Annotated in this window: 17 protein-coding genes, 1 pseudogene and 1 riboswitch; of the genes and pseudogenes, 8 read left to right on the top strand and 10 right to left on the bottom strand. The window is 39.5% G+C overall.

Annotated features, from left to right (window positions below; translation table 11 throughout):
- Positions 1-53: 53 nt before the first annotated feature.
- Complete coding sequence (locus AC1ECF_RS13200; protein ID WP_480389898.1) at positions 54-1,451, bottom strand: MFS transporter; 1,398 nt, start codon at positions 1,449-1,451, stop codon at positions 54-56.
- 774 nt (positions 1,452-2,225) lie between these two features.
- Between AC1ECF_RS13200 and AC1ECF_RS13195 the strand changes: the two genes are divergently transcribed.
- The gene (locus AC1ECF_RS13195; protein WP_480389897.1) at positions 2,226-2,996 is read left to right on the top strand and encodes an IclR family transcriptional regulator; all 771 of its coding nucleotides are present in this window, start codon (positions 2,226-2,228) and stop codon (positions 2,994-2,996) included.
- Between the two features lie 245 nt (positions 2,997-3,241).
- Here AC1ECF_RS13195 and AC1ECF_RS13190 read toward each other — a convergent pair whose 3' ends face one another.
- Positions 3,242-6,385, bottom strand: coding sequence for a DEAD/DEAH box helicase (locus tag AC1ECF_RS13190; RefSeq protein ID WP_480389896.1), 3,144 nt, complete (start codon positions 6,383-6,385; stop codon positions 3,242-3,244).
- Positions 6,386-6,451: 66 nt separating this feature from the next.
- Between AC1ECF_RS13190 and AC1ECF_RS13185 the strand changes: the two are divergent.
- The 3 genes and pseudogenes from AC1ECF_RS13185 (at position 6,452) to AC1ECF_RS13175 (ending at position 8,504) form a co-directional block, all read left to right on the top strand.
- Positions 6,452-6,687 (top strand): annotated as a pseudogene (locus tag AC1ECF_RS13185) (DUF3977 family protein).
- A 103-nt stretch (positions 6,688-6,790) separates the two neighbouring features.
- Complete coding sequence (locus AC1ECF_RS13180) at positions 6,791-7,309, top strand: sigma-70 family RNA polymerase sigma factor (RefSeq protein ID WP_480389895.1); 519 nt, start codon at positions 6,791-6,793, stop codon at positions 7,307-7,309.
- A complete protein-coding gene (locus AC1ECF_RS13175) occupies positions 7,302-8,504 on the top strand; it encodes a DUF4179 domain-containing protein (protein WP_480389894.1) in 1,203 nt (400 codons plus the stop codon). The genes AC1ECF_RS13180 and AC1ECF_RS13175 overlap by 8 nt, the downstream gene beginning before the upstream one ends.
- A gap of 370 nt (positions 8,505-8,874) precedes the next feature.
- On the opposite strand, the gene hpaB is transcribed toward AC1ECF_RS13175, so the two are convergent.
- On the bottom strand, positions 8,875-10,308 hold the full coding sequence (gene hpaB, locus AC1ECF_RS13170) for a 4-hydroxyphenylacetate 3-monooxygenase, oxygenase component (protein ID WP_480389893.1): 1,434 nt from the start codon (positions 10,306-10,308) through the stop codon (positions 8,875-8,877).
- 109 nt (positions 10,309-10,417) lie between these two features.
- Positions 10,418-11,299, bottom strand: a complete 882-nt coding sequence (locus tag AC1ECF_RS13165) for an SDR family oxidoreductase (RefSeq protein WP_480389971.1) — start codon at positions 11,297-11,299, stop codon at positions 10,418-10,420.
- Between the two features lie 723 nt (positions 11,300-12,022).
- Positions 12,023-12,129: riboswitch (TPP riboswitch) on the top strand.
- 76 nt (positions 12,130-12,205) lie between these two features.
- On the opposite strand from AC1ECF_RS13165, the gene AC1ECF_RS13160 reads away from it, so the two are divergent.
- Positions 12,206-12,787 carry a YkoF family thiamine/hydroxymethylpyrimidine-binding protein gene (locus AC1ECF_RS13160; protein ID WP_480389892.1) on the top strand — a complete coding sequence of 194 codons (582 nt, stop codon included), beginning with the start codon at positions 12,206-12,208 and terminating at the stop codon, positions 12,785-12,787.
- Between the two features lie 355 nt (positions 12,788-13,142).
- On the opposite strand, the gene AC1ECF_RS13155 is transcribed toward AC1ECF_RS13160, so the two are convergent.
- From AC1ECF_RS13155 to AC1ECF_RS13140, 4 genes are all read right to left on the bottom strand, one after another.
- Positions 13,143-13,691, bottom strand: coding sequence for a short-chain dehydrogenase (locus AC1ECF_RS13155; RefSeq protein ID WP_480389891.1), 549 nt, complete (start codon positions 13,689-13,691; stop codon positions 13,143-13,145).
- 366 nt (positions 13,692-14,057) lie between these two features.
- Entirely contained in the window at positions 14,058-15,320 is a 1,263-nt protein-coding gene (locus AC1ECF_RS13150) for a serine hydrolase (protein WP_480389890.1), read from the bottom strand.
- Positions 15,321-15,332: 12 nt separating this feature from the next.
- Entirely contained in the window at positions 15,333-15,635 is a 303-nt protein-coding gene (locus tag AC1ECF_RS13145; protein WP_480389889.1) for a hypothetical protein, read from the bottom strand.
- 2 nt (positions 15,636-15,637) lie between these two features.
- Complete coding sequence (locus AC1ECF_RS13140; protein ID WP_480389888.1) at positions 15,638-15,859, bottom strand: helix-turn-helix transcriptional regulator; 222 nt, start codon at positions 15,857-15,859, stop codon at positions 15,638-15,640.
- A gap of 131 nt (positions 15,860-15,990) precedes the next feature.
- On the opposite strand from AC1ECF_RS13140, the gene AC1ECF_RS13135 reads away from it, so the two are divergent.
- On the top strand, positions 15,991-16,491 hold the full coding sequence (locus tag AC1ECF_RS13135) for a DUF1697 domain-containing protein (protein WP_480389887.1): 501 nt from the start codon (positions 15,991-15,993) through the stop codon (positions 16,489-16,491).
- A gap of 90 nt (positions 16,492-16,581) precedes the next feature.
- Positions 16,582-16,953 (top strand): VOC family protein, encoded by a 372-nt coding sequence (locus tag AC1ECF_RS13130; RefSeq protein WP_480389886.1) that lies wholly within the window; start codon positions 16,582-16,584, stop codon positions 16,951-16,953.
- Positions 16,954-17,005: 52 nt separating this feature from the next.
- Here AC1ECF_RS13130 and AC1ECF_RS13125 read toward each other — a convergent pair whose 3' ends face one another.
- Positions 17,006-17,764, bottom strand: coding sequence for a VOC family protein (locus tag AC1ECF_RS13125; protein WP_480389885.1), 759 nt, complete (start codon positions 17,762-17,764; stop codon positions 17,006-17,008).
- 145 nt (positions 17,765-17,909) lie between these two features.
- Positions 17,910-20,996 carry an efflux RND transporter permease subunit gene (locus AC1ECF_RS13120; RefSeq protein WP_480389884.1) on the bottom strand — a complete coding sequence of 1,029 codons (3,087 nt, stop codon included), beginning with the start codon at positions 20,994-20,996 and terminating at the stop codon, positions 17,910-17,912.
- A 95-nt stretch (positions 20,997-21,091) separates the two neighbouring features.
- Here AC1ECF_RS13120 and AC1ECF_RS13115 point away from each other — a divergent pair, with 95 nt between their 5' ends.
- Positions 21,092-21,919 (top strand): TetR/AcrR family transcriptional regulator, encoded by an 828-nt coding sequence (locus AC1ECF_RS13115; RefSeq protein ID WP_480389883.1) that lies wholly within the window; start codon positions 21,092-21,094, stop codon positions 21,917-21,919.
- Positions 21,920-22,259 lie beyond the last annotated feature (340 nt).

Genomic DNA, 22,259 nt, shown 5'->3' with positions numbered 1-22,259 from the left:
AATGCAGTTTAACTTTCACATTCGAGCCAATAATCAATTTTTATATTTTCAATTTATGAAGCGTTTGTATTACGTCTTGCTTCCACGTCTTTACTTAATTGAATTGTTTTTTGCTTATTTAAAGGATACATGAATAATAGGACAGCAATGATTCCATAGAAAATACCTGGCACTAATGTACCTAGCATATAAATACCATCTAATACTTCTGGAGATTGCTGACTTAGCGTAGCATCATAGCCAACTGCAGCGATTGCCACACCACCGATACCACCTGCTACTGCCTGTCCTACTTTTCGTGACATGGAAATAACAGAGTAAACAGTTGCGTCTTCTCGTAAGGAAGTTTTAAGCTCGTGATAGTCAATAACATCTGAGATGAACGCCCATGTTACGAAGCCAAAGAAACCTGTACCGAATAAAGCGATGCCCACGAGAATAATGAACGGCATAGTCGCAATACCTTTTAAGAAGAATAATGCAACGTACATAACGGTTGCAAGAATCATACCCGCTATGGAAACTTCTCTCTTACCAAACTTTGCAACTAACGGTTTTACTAGAGGGAAAGCGATAAATGTAGCTGCCATTTGCACTAGTCCCATTAGACTTAGGGCTGTTGCATTACTAAAGTAATCTTTAAACAAGTATGTGTTAACAGCAGAAATTACGAATTGTGTTAACATAGCCATAAGTGATGCAGCTAAAAGCCATAGGAATGGTTTGTTTGTCATTAGGCTCTTCATTGAGCGAAGGAAAGCACCCTTCTCTAATTCTTTTGCTGGTACTGCGATACGTTCAGTGGAAAGCTTGTAGCATCCAATATAGCAAGCTATTGCTAATACACCGAAGATGCACGCAGTCATGAACATACGGTCTGCACTAATTTTGTTGTCTACGAATACGATAACTGGTCCAAGAACGTTGATGACAAGACCTGCTAATGCTGCACCAAAAGTTCTCCATGTTGATAATGTTGTTCTTTCAACTGGATCTGCTGTCATAACGGAAGCCATTGATCCATAAGGGATGTTAACTGTACTGTACAATGTGCCCCAAACAATATACGTAACAAATGCCCATGCTAGATAGAATCCATCTGACATGCCAGGAATTGTTGTGAACATTAAAACGCCCGTGAATACTAATGGGAATGACATACGTAGAATCCAAGGCTTGAATTTACCATGCTTTGTTGCTGGGCGTGTATCAATGAATCGGCCCCACGCTACATCCGCGAATGCGTCCCATAGACGAGCTGCCATAAACATCACACCGACTGTTGCAGCACTGATATGAAAAATATCTGTATAAAATACCATCAAGAATGCACTAGTTAATAAGAAAAAGAAGTCATTACCGAAGTCACCTAGTAAGTAACCAAATTTATCACGCGTACCAAATGGTCGAACTTGTTGATCTGCTGAGAACCCTTGTTCTCTCTTACTCATAACATTTTCCTCCTTAAATTTAAGCTAAATATAAAGCATAGTTTCCTTTTTCAATCTGCCACAACTTGTTATACACTCTTTTATTTTTTGATTTTCAATCGAACAAAAATGTACCGATGACTTGTTTATAGCCCTCGTTTTATTGGAAATTTGATAACGCTTACATTTTGTCTAAAAAGAGCACACGATTAGATTCACATTCTGAAACATATAAGAACAATCCTTAGTTTTACAGATGAAAAAGAAGGATATTGATGATTTAGTAGTTTTGAGAGTATTATTAGGAATCTTTTTAAGAAGTAGTATATAATCGTAAGCTTGTACGCTAATCTCTAGAGATAATGTTTACTTTTCTCCTATACATATGGAGAAAATCCTACAAAATTCTTTTATCAAACTTCGACAATATAACCGTTGCATTTGTTCCAAAGAATTCCCACAAACGCCTTTCCTTCTTAAGCGTTTAAAACCTCCTTGAATAAGAGATTTGTTTCATATCGTGAAACTTAATTTTGTAATATGAAACTAACACTAATTTAAACGCTAATGAGGTTGATGTCAATCGTTATTCTAGTAAAATATAAAGTTGAAAAACTTGAAAATAAATAAATAGATATTCTATTTTATTTTTTCTGAACACAAGAGGTTTTTGTAAGAGGACTAAAGGAAAGATCACGTGTTATAATACTATTACTTAAAAACTTTTTACGTAAATATCCTTGAAGATTAGAAGACATTTTATATACAAAGAAATCTTTTGAAAGGTTTGAAGCTATGAAGGAAACAACAGTACAGTCTGTAGCGCGCAGCTTATCTATTTTAGAAATAGTGGCTGAGCATAACGAGATTAGTTTAACTGAAATCAGCAATCTATCTGGCCTGAATAAAGCAACAGTGCATCGTTTATTATCCACCCTAATAGCAACCGGATATGTAGAGCAGGTCGATAAAAATGGATCCTACCGAATAACATATAAACTTTTTTCAATAGGAAATAAGAGAATTGAAAATATTGATTCTTATAAAATCGCTCGTAGATTTATCAGTGAGTTATCTAATCAAATTGAAGCCACTGTGCATATGGTCGTCCAGGAGGGAATGGAGGTCTTATATATAGATAAAATCTATCCCACGAATAGTAATTCAGGTTTTCTGATGAAATCACAAGTAGGGAAACGAGCACCTATGTATTGCACTGCAGTTGGGAAAGCTCTCCTCTCCGCTCAATCCGATGCCAAAATAGATGAAATATGGGAAGCCTCCACGATTAAACAATTCACTCCTAAAACTATTACAGAACATAAAGATTTCATGAAAGAAATAAACCTTATTCGTTCCCAAGGCTATGCCCTTGATATGGAGGAATATGAATCAGGTGTCGTTTGTATTGGCTGTGAATTTTACAATCATAAAGGGCTTGTAGAAGGGGCTATTAGCAGTTCAATCCCGCTCATGTACTTCCAGGCCAATTCAGATTATTATATCCAACAGGTAAAGAATTGTGCCGCAAACATATCCAAAGCGTTGGGGCATCTACCTGAATAGATATGTTTTGGTAAGCTACCAGTCGGTTAGTCGCACCTAGTCAAACCATATATAGTAACAGCCAGGCACCTCTTTTGATTGACTTACCACTCAATGGAGGTGCCTTTCCTATTGCCAATCAACAAATAAATATGCTACCAACAACTGATTATAGCCAAAATAAAAAAGAGAATTGACCATAATGATCAATCCTCTCATCACTTAATTTTACATAGCTGCAAACCGTCTTAAAGCTATCCTTTTCCTTATTCCAGCATCAAAACCTCGAGTATATCCTCCTCCGTTAAGCTTTCTTGGTCAGATTGAATCACTTCATCAATAAGAGATTTCTTCTTGTGCTGAAGCTGGGTGATTTTTTCCTCTATGGTCCCTCTTGCTACCATGCGAATGACTTGGACTTCCTTTTCTTGCCCCATTCGGTGCGCTCTATCGGCAGCCTGCTGCTCCACAGCCGGGTTCCACCATAAATCATATAGGATAACTGTGTCCGCTCCCGTTAAGTTCAAGCCAGTACCTCCAGCCTTTAAGGAGATCAGGAACAGCTCTTCCTCTCCGCTGTTGAATCTATCACAAAGTGCCACCCGTTCAGCCGGCGGTGTTTGTCCATCCAAATAAAAGTAAGGAACCCCTTCCCGTATTAACTGCTTGCCAATAATAGCAAGCATTTGAGTGAACTGCGAAAAGATTAGAACCCTTCTTCCCGCGAGCCTGCTTTCCCTTAGGATTTCCATTAGCTGCTCCAGCTTAGCAGAGCTTCCCTTATAATCCTCTACAAAGAGTGCAGGATGACAGCATAGCTGGCGAAGTCTCGTTAATCCAGCTAAAAACTTTACTTTATTTCGCCTAAAATCATTTCTTTTTAAGTGCTTGAGTGCATCATGCTTCAACTCTGCTAAATAGGCCGTATATAACTTTTTCTGTTCAAGCTGCAGGTCGGAATAAACAACCTTCTCCTTCTTATCTGGCAGCTCCTTCAATACCTCTTCCTTCGTTCTCCTTAAAATAAATGGCCGAACACGCTTTGCGATTTCCTTTCGCTGTAAATCATAAAACTCTCTTCGATTCGGTAATAGTTCTGGAAAGACAATGCGAAAAATAGACCAAAGCTCCGAAGTGGAGTTTTCGATTGGAGTACCCGTCAAAGCAAATCGATGTTTTGCACGTACCTTTCTCACAATCCTTGCCGTCTTTGTATCAGGGTTTTTAACAGCCTGCGCCTCATCAAGAAACATTGTATGGAAGCTTAACTCCTTGTGTAAGGCCTCATCCATGCGTAAAGTTGGATAAGAGGTAATCACAACCTCTGAATGAAGGGCACTCTTCCATTGCTCACTCCTTTCAGCTTTATTCCCAGAAACAACTGTGGCCTGAATATGGGGGGTGAACTTTTCTAGCTCGTTTCGCCAGTTATAGATAAGAGATGCCGGGGATACAATGAGTACCGGCTGTTTACTTTCTCTTATTTCAGGAAGGACAGAATCAATAAAGGCGATACTTTGCAGTGTTTTCCCCAAGCCCATATCATCTGCTAGTATGCCACCAAATTGATAGCTAGCTAATAGCTTTAACCAGCGGTAACCGGTCTTCTGGTAATCATGCAGAATGGGTACCAACGTTTTGGGAAGGGATTCTTCTAATCCACTAGGCTGCTGGAGATTTGTCAGCAGCTTCGCAAATTCTTCCCCAGTCTCCAAGAGCCCTTCGTTATCCATGGAAGCAACATATCGCATCCCTTTTAATAGAGGTACTCTTACCCTTTCTTCTTCTATGGCATCCTCCAAAGAGAGCTTTACTTCCTCCAAGAAATTAGCGAGTGCCAAATACTCAGGTGTCTCCAAGGAAACAAGGTCGCCCCCTGGTATTCGATAAAACTTCTGCTTCTCCTCAATGGCGGTCATTAGCTGCTCGATTTCCTTTTGCGGTATTTCATTAAAATCAAACTGGAACTCTAGCCAATCCGTTCTTTCCCTTACCTCTACCTTGATCTTAGGACCTCGGTACCCTGTGTTTACTCGAATTTTGACTGCTGTAGAGGCATAGACCTTCACCCACTTTTCCATGTTCGGAAGCACATGATAGAGAAAACGGTATTCTGCTTCCTCGTCGTAAAGGAAGAATCCTCCCGGTGTTTGAGTGAATGAATTCTCGCGGAGTAGCTCTAGAAACTCCCGCTCCTTTTCTCTTTGACGTCTAATACCAGGTAAGTGTATAGGGTCTTCCTCTGTTTCTTCAGCAGGATTAAGCATCATATGACCATAGTGAAACTCGACACCTGCAAGCAGCTTATTTTTCACTCGGTCCAAGAACAGCTTAACCGTAAGGGGCGTTTCGTTCAGCCTAGAAGATATCGAATCGGAAATTTTAACTTTACCTAGTCTCATCAAGCCAGGGATTACCTTATTCATGAAATCATCTATTTGATTTTCCCTTATCGTAAGCATTGGCTTTTCTGCTGTCTCGACCATCGCTTTTAGCTCTACCAACCGGACTGCATCTTGCTTAGGAAGCCGGAACCATTCCCCTCTCGAGTACGCACCGTTATAAGCCGGAAAAACGATCAGCTCATCGAGCCCCTTCATACGTAGCTGGTAACTATCCTCTCCCTCTTCCCCAAAGGTAAAGCTAATCGGTAGCTCCTGACCAAATCGGATGTCCGGATAAAAACGTCCAGCCTGTTTGAATTGGACAAATGGCGCCTTGACCAGTAGCGGAAGTAAATGCTCCCAATCAGCAGGAGTGATAGGAATCTTGTTTCCATCGCTCCCTCTCCAGCACTTTAATAATAGCTGTAGAACCTCATCCGTCTCCCTTGGAAAGCTATAGATTTCGGGCGTATAGGTAAAGCCTGGTCCAAATTCGTATGGCTCTGCCGCTTGAAGTGCTTGAAAGAAATGGGTAACGTCTTCAATCGGATAAAACAAATTTGACCCTACGCCAAGCTCGATACTTATACTGTGCTCTCCTTCCCGAACTTGTATAGGGTGACAGGTGAACTCTAAGTCAAGCGGCTTCCGACGGTCAAAATGAGTATGTCTGCCGGTTGTATGCATGGTTTTATTATCAAATAAATTCATCATACGCGTTGCCAGGAAATCGTCCATTTGCTGATAGTCCTCTATTGCAAACAAGACAGCGGCCACATGCTGACAATACGTCTTCACAAAGCCCACAGGAGGACAAGAACAAGTCGCTACTATTTGCCCTTTAGGTCCATCTTGTACCTTCACGTCGAATTCCTCACCGGCAAGGACCGTTGCTTGCACCACCGCATGCTCATTAGAAATGGAGCGAAGGATTACTTTACCCGCTTGAAAGTAGCTCTTTCCCTTTTTAGTGGCAGTGACGCCACAGACCTCTTTTATCTTTGCTTCATTAATTGATAATTTCATCCTTCTAACCCTTTCTCCCGTTCCTTTTATACGTTATCTTAATTGTAACAAACGAGGAGGCATCATATGAAGTTTATAGAATTCGGCATTGGGAACACTTGGCTTATTCGGACCGAAATAGAATACGATGATGGATCAGAAGTTGAAGAAAGAGGGATAGTCGGACCTATTCGCCTCCAATCGTTCTATATAAGAATTTGGATAGGTAAAACAGTCTGGATACTTGATACAAAGCAGGGTGTGAAAAATCTAAGAAGAATCGGAAGGCATTTAAGATTATTTTGGGGATTATGAGTTTATAAGATCTCCTTTGTCCTCTTCAAGATTAAAGCAATATATTTTTATAAATAAATGAACTTTTTACATATCCCACGACTCTTATAAGTGAAAAGGTGAGGTGAAGAAATGAGGCAGCTCGTTAAAAAGGCACAGCGTGGAAATAAGAATGCGTTAGTGAAGCTCGTGATGGAGCAACAGCATGATTATTACAGGCTAGCTTATACGTATGTAGAAAATGAACATGACGCAATGGATGCGCTAGAGAATATGATTGTCATTTTATATGAAAAAATTGAGCAGCTCAAAAATCCTGAATCCTTTTATTCATGGAGTAAAACGATTTTGGTGAATGAATGCCGTGCTATATTACGAAAGCGAAAAAATATAAGCTTCTTAGAGGATGAAGAATTAATGGAAGATATTTCAGACCCTTACGAGCTACATCATACAAAGCTCGAGCTCTTGTCCAGTTTAGAGGTTTTAAGTCCGGTACAAAAAGAGGCAATACAATTGAAGTATTTCCTCGACTATGACTATCAAACAATCGCCAGTCTTACGAATGTCTCTGTAGGCACAGTGAAGTCACGTGTATTTTCGGCGTTAGGTAAGCTTCGACAACATTTCGGAGGTGAACAGCATGAATGAGCTAGAAAAAAAACAGGAAGAAATACGTAATCTTCTGGCTCCCCCACAGCTTGAGGAACGATTGCGAAAGGCATTGAAACAGAAAAAGAGGAAAAAACGATTGCCAGGTATATTGGTAGCTGCAGCAGCTGCATTACTTTTAATTGCCTTTACGGTTAACTATAGTGCATTTGCCTATTATGGGAAGAAAATATTTGGTTATGAGAGCTTAATGAGCTCCTCTCTTCAAGCATTGAACGAGGAGGGCTATATTCATGAGGTAAATAAGTCTATTACGTTTAATGATGGCACCAAGCTCCTGATAGAGGGGATTCTTTCGGATACCAATCGGTTTGTCGTTTATTATAAAATTGAGCCAACTGCATGGGATCAGCTTCAAATGTACAGGTTCACTGGATTTTTAACGGATTCTCAGGCAAGCAGCGGAGTATATGACCCAGATAATCAAGTTGGTCAAGCTACCTTTGAGGCAGTCAGTCCGTTTGCTAAAGAGCTCACTCTTGAATTGCGTTATAAAGATCAGGATTATTCACTTACCATTCCATATGATGCAGATAAGGCGATGCCGACTACATTGAAAAAATCTATCGGACAAAAAATAGATTTCGATTTCGGCACATTAAACTTCAAAAAAATTATTGCAACAAACGCTTCCACTGTTATCACCGCTACACTCGACTTTCATACGGATCGGAATATAAATGCGGAAACAATGGGGATACAATTACTTGCAGATGGGATAGAGGTTCCGATAATCCAAGGAGGAAATAGCAGGTCTATGTTTGGTCCTTATGATGTAGAGCTACTCTACGAGACCATTCCTGTTGGCACCGAACAGTTAGAGATAGTGTTAGATACCTTTAATGGCTATGAAAAAGTAAACCAGCAAATTCCTATAGAGGTTGACCGCTATACGGTAGGAGACAAGTGGCTCGAGATTCAGAGCATAGAACAGGATGAAAAAGAGACACGCATAACAATCGCTTCTGATTTTCAAGTACTATTAGATGAGGTTAACTTACACACAATAAATGGAGATGTTCCTCTTCAGACCACCGGAGATTTCAATGACCAATCGGAGAAATGGATTCGCACACTGTACTTCTCTTCGGGCGACGAAGCTCTCTCACTAGAAATCGGTGGCTTGTACTATCTAAAAACCTATGGAGAAAAGATCCAGATAAATTTAAATTAGGGTGTTAGTGTTTACTCACAGGAATCCCATCTTATTTTTAGAGGGTAGGCTTTCTGCGTTAATTTATGTATCAAAATCTACTTCTAGTAGGAAACACTATTGGTTCGTAGCAGCATCGGCGACTCCTGCGGGAGAGGGAGACTGGTGAGACACAGCAGCGGCACGCGTTAGCGTTCGGCTGTGGCTCACCGCTCCCCCGCGGAAAGCGTCCGATGCAGCGGAGAACCAGAGGTCGATAAATTAAGAGAAAGAATCTAAACTTGATGCTGGCTTGCCTGGGGGAGGGAAAACTAAGAACGTCACATCGTGTGACAACGTTTTCCTGACCAACATCCTGTTGGCCTCCGACTCAGCGAAGAACCAGAGGTCATCATTTCAACAAATCATTTATTTTCTCCACATACTGTTGCTTGTCGTAAAGTCTATATAGCAATCCACTAACACGTACAGGATCCCCAAAAAAGAAGCGTTCATAATGTGTTTGTCGTGTACCAAAGGGGCTCATTGTCAAATCCCAAGCTAATCGGAAAAGCTTCACTCGCTCCTCCGCATCTGCCCCTCTAGCTTGTAAATATTGCTCTAAATCTTTCTTAATTGGCGATTGAAAGTCTGCTTCTTTAGGAATAGACATCATTCCGCTGGCACCTAGCTGTTGAATAATTTCTGTAAATCTCGGATAGATTTTTGGATAAATAGTTATTGCCGCATGTAAAGAAGCACGGTCAGGCTCCATATAACCCCATTCGTTCAGCTTCGCCTCTTGCTCTGATTGCAAAAGAAGTGCCTTTAACGTCTCTAATCCCACAATAATTTCCGTTACCTTCTCTTGGACATGCTGATATTCTTCGATTTGAATGGTTTGAACAATTTTTTGAGCAATTCCTAATAGAAATTCTGTCTTTACAATTTGTCTAGTAATGACTTGATGAATCCCAAAAGGCTGAAAGGAACTACGAACCATAAACTCACCGGCAACCATTTGATTATCATAGAAAAAAACTCTTTCCCAAGGCACCAGCACATTATCGAACACTACGATCGTATCCATTTCCTCAAACCTACTACTTAAGGGATAATCAAAAGCGGAACCGTTGCTTGCAAAGGATTCTCTACAAATAAAACGAAGTCCCTTTGTATTACTCGGAATTGCGAAGGAATAACCCTTTCCATCTTCTAGTACATGCCCACTGGATAGGACAAAAATTTCATCCGTTATCCCACCTTGTGTCGCCAGTAACCGAGCCCCCTTAATAATCAACCCATCTTCATTTTCTTCCACCACTCTCGCACTAATCGGCTCCTCTGCTTCATCCAAATAATTACTAGAGCGATTCACCTGCGGATCAATAAAGGTGTGAGTTAGGGAACAATCATTTTCTCTTGCATATTCATAGTAGCTTCGTAAATTTTCTGGAAAGCAATCTAGCTTTCCCTCTAAAAAACCAGCCGAGGATGCAAAGGCTGTCAGAACAGTATTCATATAGTCAGGACTCCGCCCCATCAGTCCATTGGTATGAGATGCCCATTCCCTAATCATTTTGCGCCTCTTCACTAGGTCTTCCTTGGTCCGTGGTTCCAAAAAAGATATACCAACTGGATCTCCGGTAGTTGGAGAAGGGTATGTTAGTAACTCTTTTTTCTGAGCATCATGCTGCAAATCATATAAGGCAGCCTGGCTCTTCATTACTCCGCTGAATGCCGGATGCTCTGATATCTTCCCTGTTATTTGCTTTCCTTCTAGCCAAACCTCAATTCCCATCCCATCAATACGGTCTATATACTGCTGACCTGTAATTACCCCCATATTTTCACTCCCAATTGTCATTAACCTATCTAACTATTTTATTAATAAGGGCGTTTGTTGGTGACCATCTTCTAGACTTTCTATGTAAGCAGCCCATTAAAGGGCCAACTCAAGCAAATACCTGACCGCCATTCACATGGAGTGTTTGACCTGTGACAAAACGGGAGTCGTCAGAAGCTAGATAAACAAAAGTTGGGGCTACCTCAAAGGGCTGACCTTGACGCTGCATAGGGTTTCCCGCCTTGGTCACCTCATCCTCTGAAAAGCTTGCTGGAATAAGTGGCGTCCATATTTTCCCTGGAGCTATAGCATTTACCCGAATTCCTTGATCCACTAAGCTTTTAGCCAACGCTCTAGTAAATCCAACATTCGCTCCCTTTGTAGCTGTATATTCAATGAGTAATGGATGACCATCAAAGGCAACTACCGAGGCAGTGTTTATAATGGAACTTCCCGGCTTTAAGTGCGGAAGAGCTGCACGAGTGGTATAAAAATGGGAATAAATATTTACTTTAAATGTATCGTCAAACTGCTCATCACTAATATCAAGCAAGCTGTTTTGCTGAAATTGGATTCCAACATGGTTACACAACACATCTAGTCGATTAAATTCTTTGATGGTCGCATCCACTATATACTTACAATGCTCCTTGTCTCGCAAGTCTCCAGGGATAAGTAAGCACCGTTGCCCTACTTCCTGTATTCTCTTTCGAGTTCGATAAGCATCCTCATGCTCATCTAAATAAGCAATCGCTACATCTGCTCCTTCCTTCGCAAATGCGATTGCAGCCGCCGCTCCCATACCACTGTCCCCTCCAGTAATGAGCGCAACTTTCCCTTCTAACTTACCGGTACCAACATAATGTGGGTTTTCAATGATTGGTTTGGGGTCCATCAGACTTTCAAAGCCTGGCTGGCGGAGCTGTCTCTGCTCCGGGACGGTAATTGGCACTTCCTCGTATTTAGTAATTTTCCCGTAGTTCGGATGCATCGGGTAATTTTTCTTTGGGTTGTATGATTGTGACAAATGAAACCTCCTTTTTTTATATCGTATGATATTCACCCAGGAGAGGTGTCGCTTTAGAGAATGAGAGAATAGAGTAATAAAAAATACGAAGGAGCCTCTATGATGAACCCAGTTATTATCCACCCTCAGGTCCAAATGCTATTAACCAATTACTCTAACCAAAAAGTACCGGTGTATTATAGTGTAAATGCCCAGCCTTTTCTGCTTCCCCAAATAGGAAAGCGACCACCTTTTTATACAAACCCGGTATATGAACCTTTTTATCCGTTGATTTAGAGGGAAAGTGTTACTGATTTATGGTGTCGGTCCCTAGAACCCAATGATAAATTGGAATCAATTTACGTTACATGTGATTATCAGCGGCTTACTTGCGGTAACTTCATTCATACTTGCGCAAGTGACTTGGTTTCTTGCGCTTGACTGCCCGTTACTGGCGAAATGATAAGAAAGATTTGCGAACTAGCCTGAAAATGTAATGGGGTAAAGGAAAGACTGATACAAGTGAAGGACTTCTCCGCCCTAACAAGTGGGAGATGTCGAGGCTGATTACTCCTACCTCACCATCTCCTATTTGCCCTCTAGGGAAAAACTCAACTTTCCTATTTTAAAATTTTTGACAAAATAAGCACTTGAACATTTTTCCAACTTTCTTTATACTGATGGCAACATAAGAAAACTACATACCGATTTCTGCACTAGGGGTGCCCAATATTGGCTGTGATGTGAGCTTCTGCTCCGATCCCTTATTACTCGATCAGGATAATGCCTGCGTGAGGAAGTGCGGTGACTTTCCTTCATTTTTCATAGGAATAGTGGCTGCATCTTCACGGATGTAGCTTTTTTTATGGAAAATAAAAGGAGGTTTTCGAAATGGAATGTGGATTAAGTCCAATCGTCGGGTTTCGCTTTTCACTTCACCCGATGACCAATGTGTTTGTTTCCGTGATTAAAGGGGCGCTGGAGCAAACCGATACGTCAAATGTATGGATGCATACAGATGACGTGTCAACTGTCATAAGAGGAAAACAGGTGCATGTGTTTAACGTGGCAAAGGCTATAACGCTTCACGCCGCTAAAACAGGGGAACATATCGCACTCTCTGGTACTTTCTCTGCGGGCTGCCCAGGGGATTCTGCTGGAGATGTTTATTTAGATAAAGGAGATGACTTAACAAATACAGATGACACGAAGCAATACGTATCCTCTCAATTTGCACTTTACCCGATGAACAATCCAAACTACATGGAAGTCATTTATCGAGAAATCGAGCGGGCAAAAGAGTTTGGGGTATATAACGAGTCCATGCATTATGCTAGTGGTATTCACGGAGATATTCATGATGTATTTACTTTCTATGAGGAGACTTTTTCAAAGGCTCGTTCAGAGGAGCACAAGCACTTAGTAATGACAGTATCTATTAGCATTAACAGTCCTTCGCACGGGGGTAAATAGGATGCTAAAGTCTTGGAAGTTAAAAGAAGTCGTCTTAATGTCTGTATTTTGCTTTTCTGGATAGGAATTCTTCTCATTCAATTAATCTTTAGTAAAGTTTCATGGAAAAAATGGCCGCTATTCATAATCCCATTCTTCATTACCTCCTTCGGCTATTTTCGGACAACGCTTGTCTTTGCCAAAGCTAAATCAGGGGCTGTAAGAAAGGCTAAAAGAGTGGGATTTGCGATGGAGGCTAGGGTAACTTCTGTTACTCGTATTAATTATCAGCTGTTTGAGCGCTTGGTGGTTACCAGTTTAAAGATTTTAGGAAAAGGACAGTCGAGCATATATCAAATTTCTCGACTGTCCCTTCTTATGGTCGTTTCTCCCAAGGCTCTATTTGGCCAATTGTAAGCTTTGGTACTTTTTCTTGAATCGCTTTCACTACCCCATTCGATATCTCATCATGTGTTAGCCATCTGGAAAATTCTTTTTCTATTACGAAGCCTAGCTGAATTTGGTGATAGAAACAATTATCTTTTACAAGTATCTCTTTTTTTATTTCTTCTAGGTTCGTACTGCTTCCTAGCACATGAAACAGCTCCCACTTACCACAAGACTCATTTACAACCTCGTTAATAGTAGAGAGTGTTTCTTTTGCATGCGAATGAATCCAAGCCACTACTAACTCAATCGGACCATTTTTCTCTATCGTTTCAGCAACTTGTTTTCTTAACTCCCCAATATTTTGATAATCTACAAATAGAGGAGTAAATTGTGTAGGATTCGATGCTTTGTTTAGCAATTGTCTCATCTTCTCTTGATTTCTTCCTACTACAGAAACTTGATAGTCCTGTCTTTCCAGCCATAGACAGACTTTACGAAGCATACCTGTTCCACCAACCACTAATGCATGTCTCATTTGTTTCACCTCTACTAAATTGTAGTTAGAAGTAACTGTATCTTCTATTGGACATAAGAATGAATACTGCTAGTGAAGCCCCCAGAATATGCAGGAGGTGGCCCAGCCATATCTATAATCGCATAGTAGGATCCAACTATAAAATATATAGGTCGTGTGAATGGACTCATCCCAATATAGCGAGCAGACTAAATACCAACCGCCAGGCTAATGATGCAAAAATTAACAAAAATTCGGGCGAAAAAAGCTATTTTGCTGTACCCACTCAATTAGTGAAAGCACTGTATAGAAAGCAATAAAATCCTTCGTATTTATTAATTATTCGATATTAATGAAGTACCTAAAATACATATTAAACAGCGTTTTTTACAATTCTAATTCATGCCCCTCGATAATATTTAACAAAAAGGAGTCTATATTATTCGTTAAAAGTAATCGATTCCACCAATTTAAATCATCCATCAGTAGAACTACCTCCATTCGCTCTCCATCCTTATTCTGGATATACATCGCCTGGTTTAATACAAAGGCAGTAGACCCACCTTTGGCACCCATATGGGTAAAGCGCTCCTTATTCCCTTCATTTTCTAAAGGCCATTCCAGCAGCTCTCTCATTATAGAAGAAACCTTAGTTGGGTATTCATCTCTAGATATAGAAGCTAGTAGCTTTCCGTACGCGCTAGCTGAGGAGCCTGTTAAATGATCAGACCAAACCCTTTGAGCCTTTAATGAAATATTGGAGATATCTCCATAGCTCTTCCCATCACGAAGCATGTCTTCACTTAATTTAGTAGCGAGAGTCCGATACTCTTCGTCTGATAGCTTTTTTAACTCTTCCTCTAAGTTATCCTTCACTAAGTCCTCTTGCTGTAAATAAGGTCCAATTGCGAGTGCCCCTACAATTGGGTAGACTGGTTCGTGGGGTTGAACTCCTAACTCCACCATTCTTGCATTGATTGCCTCTATCGTTAACAAATGCATTAGATAGTCTGTATTTGCATTAGAGCTATATTGAATCATCCCCTCAGCAACCTCATGAAGTGTTACTTCCTTTTTATTAGAAAGCTGTGCCTTCCAATTCTCATGGGCCCCTCCATCTGTTCCAGCAATATATAGCCTGTCTAACTCTCCCAAAGAAACCATCTGCTTCGGGTCTAGGTTTCCTTCCTCCACCTGAAATGCATATTCAAGCGCGATCACTATTTTTACTGTGCTCGCTAGTGGCCTGACAGTATCAGCGTTATATTCAATAATTGGCTCTCCACCCTTTGATACATATAAGGAACTGCTTTCCGGATGCTTTTGTAGATGTTTCTGTACATATTCCAGATTATCACGAAAGACCCAATATAGTGTCCCTACAACAATCACTAATATAGAACCGTATACAAGAAGCATTTTTTTCGTATACGTATTTTTGTCTATCAAGATTGTGAGGATAATTAAAAGAATTACTCCAAATATATAGTTTAGCTGATAGAAAAGAACTCCAATAACTAATGCCGCAACCCCGATTAAGTTGATAACGGCTTTTACTACTTCAGTTTTTGTTCTTTTAGCACTATCAAGCAGCGGTAAGATTGTGAAAACTACAAATAGGCCAATGCCAACGATCATGTATATATTCACTTGATCAGCCTCCTAGTATTTTCTTTTTAGAATCGTAATCGAAATAGCATGAAGAATCATGAGTCCTGTCAACAAAAACCATATAGCTCTTTTGTACGTTTCATAATCCATCGGTTGAATATAATCATGAAATAGTTCAATAAACAACCAACCTAGCGGCACTAACGGAAAGATGATACTATATGATTTGTGCGCAATAGCATGGCCTCGCTCATCCTTTCCCTCACTTCCCAATTCAAATTTCAACGTAAGAAAAACAGATGCAAAAAATATGATTACATATAAGATGACAAACCCCTTTATTAGTAAATCCATGTTCATTCCCCCTCCAGCTTATATTGGAAAACATCATTTATATCCACTTCAAACAATATCGCCAGCTCAAACGCTAGCTTTAAAGATGGATTGTATTTATTTTTTTCTAAGGAGATAATCGTCTGTCTACTCACTCCTAGTTGATCCGCCACCTCCTTTTGAGACAACCCCTTTTCAGCTCTTAGCACCGTTATTCTGTTACTTAAAATTCTCTTTGATTCCATATATGACCACCTCTAACAAGAGAGTAACTTATTTTTTACATAAAGTAAACTATTTTTTACATTTTGTATAAAATATATTACCTTTATTATTTTCCAAATTATCGTTATCCTTACAGTAGGAGGGGATTTATATGGGATTTGTCGCTTTGTTAAGAGGCATTAATTTAGGAAAACTGAACAAGGTGGATATGAAATCATTAAAGGAACTATTTATAGAGCTGGGCTATCAGGATGTTCGCACATATATCCAGACGGGAAATGTACTTTTCTCAAATAAAGAATATGATATACAAGCATTAGAAGAAGAACTGCTTAAAAAATATGGATTTGAAATCCCAGTAGTTATTCGAACAAAAGAGGAGCTTCAACAGATCAGCTTGCATCCAATATTTGAAAAGGAGCAAACCTACGTAATGATGCTGAAGGAGGAAATAAACGAAGAACAGCAAGAGCTGCTAGACAAATTAGTCGAAGAGGAGTTTGCAGTTATTGCGAATAAAAATATTGTCATTCATTACCACAAAAACTACCGTCAAACGAAATTTACGAATAATTACTTTGAGAAAAAATTAAGCATGCCATCAACAGCTAGAAATAAAAATACGGTTCGGAAGCTTATTTCGATGATGTAATAAGTTTATCAAATGGAAATCTATAATAATTATAAATTTTTCAAATAACCTCCTTTGTCATATGATGTAAATACAAAGGGGGTTACACGTATGTCTTTTACATTTAAACGAATTGACCATGTTCAACTAGCTGCACCAAGGGGCTCAGAAGACCAAGCTCGTGCATTTTTTGTAGGAGTTCTCGGATTAACAGAGATCGAGAAGCCTGCAAGCTTAAAGAAAAAAGGTGGAGTTTGGTTTCAACTTGCTAATTATCAGATTCACATCGGCATTGAGGAGCCTTTTCTTCCAGCAAGAAAAGCACACCCTGCATTTGAAATAGAAAACCTTGAAGGATTAAAAGTGCATCTGACCAAGCACCAGATAGATTTTATCGAAGACTACGACTTACCTGGGGCAAATAGAATTTACTTGGCTGATCCTTTTGGGAATCGTTTGGAGATTTTGGAATGGATGGAATGATATAATATTACGCATAAAGAATGGCAGGAACCAATTGGAGCCTGCCATTCCTTTATTTTATCAACTCAGAATTTCTTATTTGGAGATTATGAATGTCCACTACCTTATTTGTATAGTCCTTGTTATGACAATTTAAGATTACTTCTACTTTATAAACAGGAGAACGGATAAAGCGAATCGTTTGGTTACCTAAGTTCACTTTAAGCAGCTCTTCACTTTCTTCATAGTGATCGAACAAGGCATAGATGATTTTCTTATCACTGTCTGTTAATTCTCCGTAAATGACTACCTCCGATATGCCTTGGATATGATTATCACGACTGTTCGGCACCATATATTGCGTCATAAAGTTTTTGGCCTTCTCATCATTTAGCTGCTGCAGGAAAAATTGAAAAGGAATCCCTTGGAACGCCGGTAAATATGCGTTCCGCCAAGGCATTGTTTTACTAAAAAGGTTAAAGAACCATCGAAATTTTAGTGGCTCTGGTGGCGAGATAGGAATGTTATGACTAATTAACCTTTGATAAGTATCATCTATATCCTCAACCTCCAAAGCAAAGCCAATTAACCCTCTATGCCCCTCGTGATACTTACCTGTCCACTCCTCTACCCATCCACCACCATCTTGCGTCTTTATATGTACTAACTCAAAATACTCCTGACCAATCCAGATGTTAGATACCTTAAATCCCTTTGTCCCTTTCCCCCATTTAGGCTTGTACGGAAGCCCAGCCGCATGAACAGAGTTGATATATTGCTCCTCTTCTTGTACATATTTATCAACATTAAGAACCAAATGATCAATCTTCAATTTTACACCTCTCCAGACCCAAATTTTCAAATAAATGTTAATGATAGTTTTATTTTATCATAGATAACTTACTCTCCAGAACAAAATAAAAACTTCTTTCTCCACATATAAAAAGCCTGCAGGGTTGACCCTGCAGGCTTTCTAATTAGTTATCTTGTACTTCGTTACGTTTTTTCTTGAACATTTTTGATAGTACTTCATATACGATTGGCACGACGATTAGCGTTAATAATGTCGAACTTGCTAGACCGCCGATTACGGTGATTCCTAATCCTTTAGAGATTAGCCCACTTCCGCCTGAACCAAATGCCAGTGGTAGCAATGCTCCAATTGTTGCAATTGCTGTCATAAGGATTGGACGTAGACGCGTTGCACCAGCTTCAAGAATCGCTTCACGCATAGTCATACCATCGCGTTCCATATGGATGATTCTGTCTACCAATACGATTGCGTTTGTTACAACTATACCAATCAACATGAGGAGACCCATCATAACTGGTACGGAAATTGTTTCTCCTGCAATTAGAAGACCTACGAATGATCCAATTACTGCGAATGGTAAAGAGAATAGAATTGCGAATGGCGCTACCCCTTCACCAAATGTTACTACAAGGATGAAGTATACAATTGCGATAGCTGCTAGCATTGCTACTCCAAGCTGAGTAAACGTTTCTTCCATATCAGCTGTAACACCAGCAACGCCGATTGTTACGCCTTTTGGTAAATCTAACTTATCAATTGCTTCATCTACCTCTGAAGAAGCCTTCGAAATATCGTCTCCGATGATAGTACCTGAAACAGTTGCATAATACTCTCCACCACTACGAGCAAGTGTATTTAGTGTTGTGCCCTCTTCCACTGTTACTAACTCAGATAGCTTCATCGTTGTACCTAATGCAGTAGGCACTTCTTGAGCTAGCATTTCATCAATAGATTTTGGTACCTCAACATCTTTATGCTGTACGATAACTTCTACTGTGTTACCGTCTTTTTCAAGTATAGTTAATACTTCTTTTGTATTGTTTTGATTTAACATCATGACAATCTGACCTGTTGTTAAACCATACTGAAGCAGCTCATCCTGCTCTACTTTGAATGTATATTCTACATAGCTTTCTTCTGCACTTGATGAAACTTTTTCAAGTCCATCGTTTTCACTCATTACTTTTTCTACCATTCCAACAGCTTCATAAAGCTTATCTAAATCTTCACTGTAGAATGTATAGCTCAGCTCGTTAGACGACATACCTGTTGAGAAGTTTTGGCTCTTCCACTCACCAGATTGCCCAATATTGAATACATATTCCTCAATTTCTGAACGAACCTCTGGGAAGTTTTCCATCTCTGGATCAAAGGTTATGAACATTAATGCTCCGCCTGATCCTCCACCCATCATAGAAGCCATCGGATCCGAGCTTTCTGAATCATTGATCGACACCTGAAGGATGTCTATATCTGTTCGCTGTAACAATTCTTCTTCTACTGCAGCCACATTTTTCTCTGTGTCTTCAGCAAGTTCTCCTGCTTCTGGTGTATAAGTTAAATACATAACCTTCTCTTCTTCACTACCTAAGAAGCTAAAGCCGATTAACGGTGTTAACATCAAGCTTCCTACTAATAAAGCAATAGAAACTAAAGAAGTAATAATCTTATGATTTAGAGTCCATTCAAGGATTCTCTTATACCAGCCAGACATTTTTCCTTGCTCTTTATGAGAGCTTTCTGTTTTCTCACCATATAGCTTTTTCTTGAATAAGAAGTGAGAAAGCGCCGGAACGATTGTGATAGCGACAATTAATGATGCTCCAAGAGCAAAAGTCATTGTCAATGCAAACGGTAAGAATAATTCCCCAACCATTCCACCTACAAAAATCAACGGAGCAAATACTGCTACTGTTACTAATGTAGAAGAAAGGATAGGCTTGAACATTTCAATCGTAGCTTCACGAATTAAGGCACGACCTGTTAGCTTCTCGCTCTTCAGATGCAGGCGACGATAAATATTTTCCACTACAACAATCGAGTCATCAATTACCCGACCTATCGCAACCGTAACCGCACCTAATGTCATAATGTTTAACGTAATATCTAACCAGTTCAATAGCAACAATGCCATAAAGATAGAAACTGGTATCGAAACAATCGAAATAATAGTAGATTTGAAATCACGTAAGAATAATAGAATGATTAAAACAGCTATTAAACCACCAAAAAGCGCCTTTTCAATCATTGTGTTTACAGATTCTTGGATTGGAGCACCTTGGTCTAACGATAAATCAATATTTAGACCTTCGATATTTTTTTGCTCTTCTTCAATTAACTCTTTCACTTCATTAACGACTGTTACCGTATTAGCATCCTGTGCTTTTACGATCTGAATAGCAATCGCATCCTCGCCATTCGTACGAGATACCGATTGTACCTTACCAACTAACTCAATTTTTGCAATATCCCCTAGCTTTACAAAAGGAGCTGGGTTTGTTGCAGATGGTGTAACAGGGATCAGCATTTCTTTCAGCTCATCGACCGTCATAAACTTCCCATCAACGGAAACCGCTTGTTCGCCTTCTTCAAACTCATATAGGCCTAAAGAAATTGCCATGTCGCTCGCTTGAATCATTTCTTTTACTGTAGCTTCCGTAAGCTCCAGCTCTGCCATTTTAGCTTCATCATAAGTCAGCTCAACCTCTTCAATATGCTGACCAGTTATCGCTGCAGATGCAACGCCATCTAATTTTTCTATTTTAGGAACTAAAACTTCCTCTACGGTTGAAGTTAAGTTCACAATATCTTCTTCTGAGCTACTTACACTTAGCGCCACAACCGGCATCATATTCATACTGATAGCCGTAATGACTGGCTCCTGTGCACCTTCTGGAAGCTCCACTGCATCCAATGCAGATTGCATCGCACGCTTCGCTTCATCCATATCCGTTCCATAATCATATTCCACTTGAACGTTGGCCATATTAGAATAAGAATTCGAATAAACAGCCTTAACTCCTTCAAGTGCCTCTAAAGATTTTTCAAAAGGAATCGATATATCTTCCATTACCTGCTCTGGTGTTGCACCAGGATATACACCCATTACCATCAAGTATGGAATCGAAATATCAGGAATCGTTTCCATCTTCATTCTTGTACCGGAATAAATACCAGAAATGGTTATAATAATTGTAAGTAACCATACGGCTAATTTATTTTTAAGCACAAAATTTACTATACCTTTCACCTTTACACCTACTTTCGTTGACTTAACAAACTCATTTATTTATACTAATGACTAATCGGTCAATTGTCAATATTATAACTAGGAGCGTTTTACAAATGGTGAAAAAACAACTAATTATGGATAAGGCGCTAGAATTATTTGCTGAACAAGGCTTTGAAGCTACGTCTGTACAGCAAATAACAGATAGATGTGGGATTTCGAAAGGGGCTTTTTATCTCTCCTTCAAATCAAAGGAAGAGCTGATTTTTGCATTAATAGACAGTTTTATGATGCAATTCGTCGCGGGCATTGACCAGTCAGTCAAAGAATGTTCACAAATTGAAGGAAAATTATATAATTTTTACCATCATATTCTTACCGCATTTTTAAAAAATACTACTCAGGCGAAGATTTTTCTACAAGAGCAATCATTAAGCCTAAACGAAGAGCTCTTTAAAAAGCTGAAATACTACGATAACCAAGTAAATGAAATTATCTATAAGCTTATTGAGGAGATATATCCTTCCTTACCAAAGGAGAGGAAATACGAATTAATCATCTATATAAAAAGCTTTACAAAGATTTTCCCGGAAATATGTCTTCAAGACCAAATACCAATTGATTTAAAGCAGTTAACTATTTCTATGGTAGAAAAAACAAACATAATAGCCCAGCATTCCAAGGAAACATTTGTTACAGACGAGATCATCCAAGCTATCTCCTTCGTCAATGAAAATGTCCATGAACAGATTCTCACTTTGTTAGACGAAAAAATAAAGGAACTAGACTCCCCGATTGAAAAAGAGTCATTAGAATTACTTAAAAGTAATCTGTTAAGTGAACGTCCTAGCTTAGCCCTTACAAAAGGGCTACTGGAAAATTTAAGGGATAACCCTCACTGTAAATGGCTAACCTATCTGATTAGAAACCACTACAGCATTTAAGAAAACGATGATTACTATACGTGCCAGCATTTGAAAAGGTTCCCAATTTAATAAAAAGTCGATTTCCCTTTGTTGGAAATCGACTTTTTGTTATAGAGACTATAGAAACCCGAAAGAGCAAAATAAAGTGAAACTTGATTGGTGGGGGTTTTCTTTCATCCCCCACCAATCATTAGTTGAACCAATCGGGCTTTTAGGGACAGTTGATCTCCCGCTTAGCTGTCTCATTTCTTTTGCCATCTTGAAGTGGGAGTCATACTGCCCCTTAATGCGGGATAAAAATTGACAAACGCAAGTAAGCTAGTGGCTTCCGCAAGTAATTCGGCACAAATCGCAAGTA

This window comes from Psychrobacillus sp. Z3-81 (genome assembly GCF_056620325.1).
This window is presented reverse-complemented; position numbering and strand designations above follow the sequence as displayed.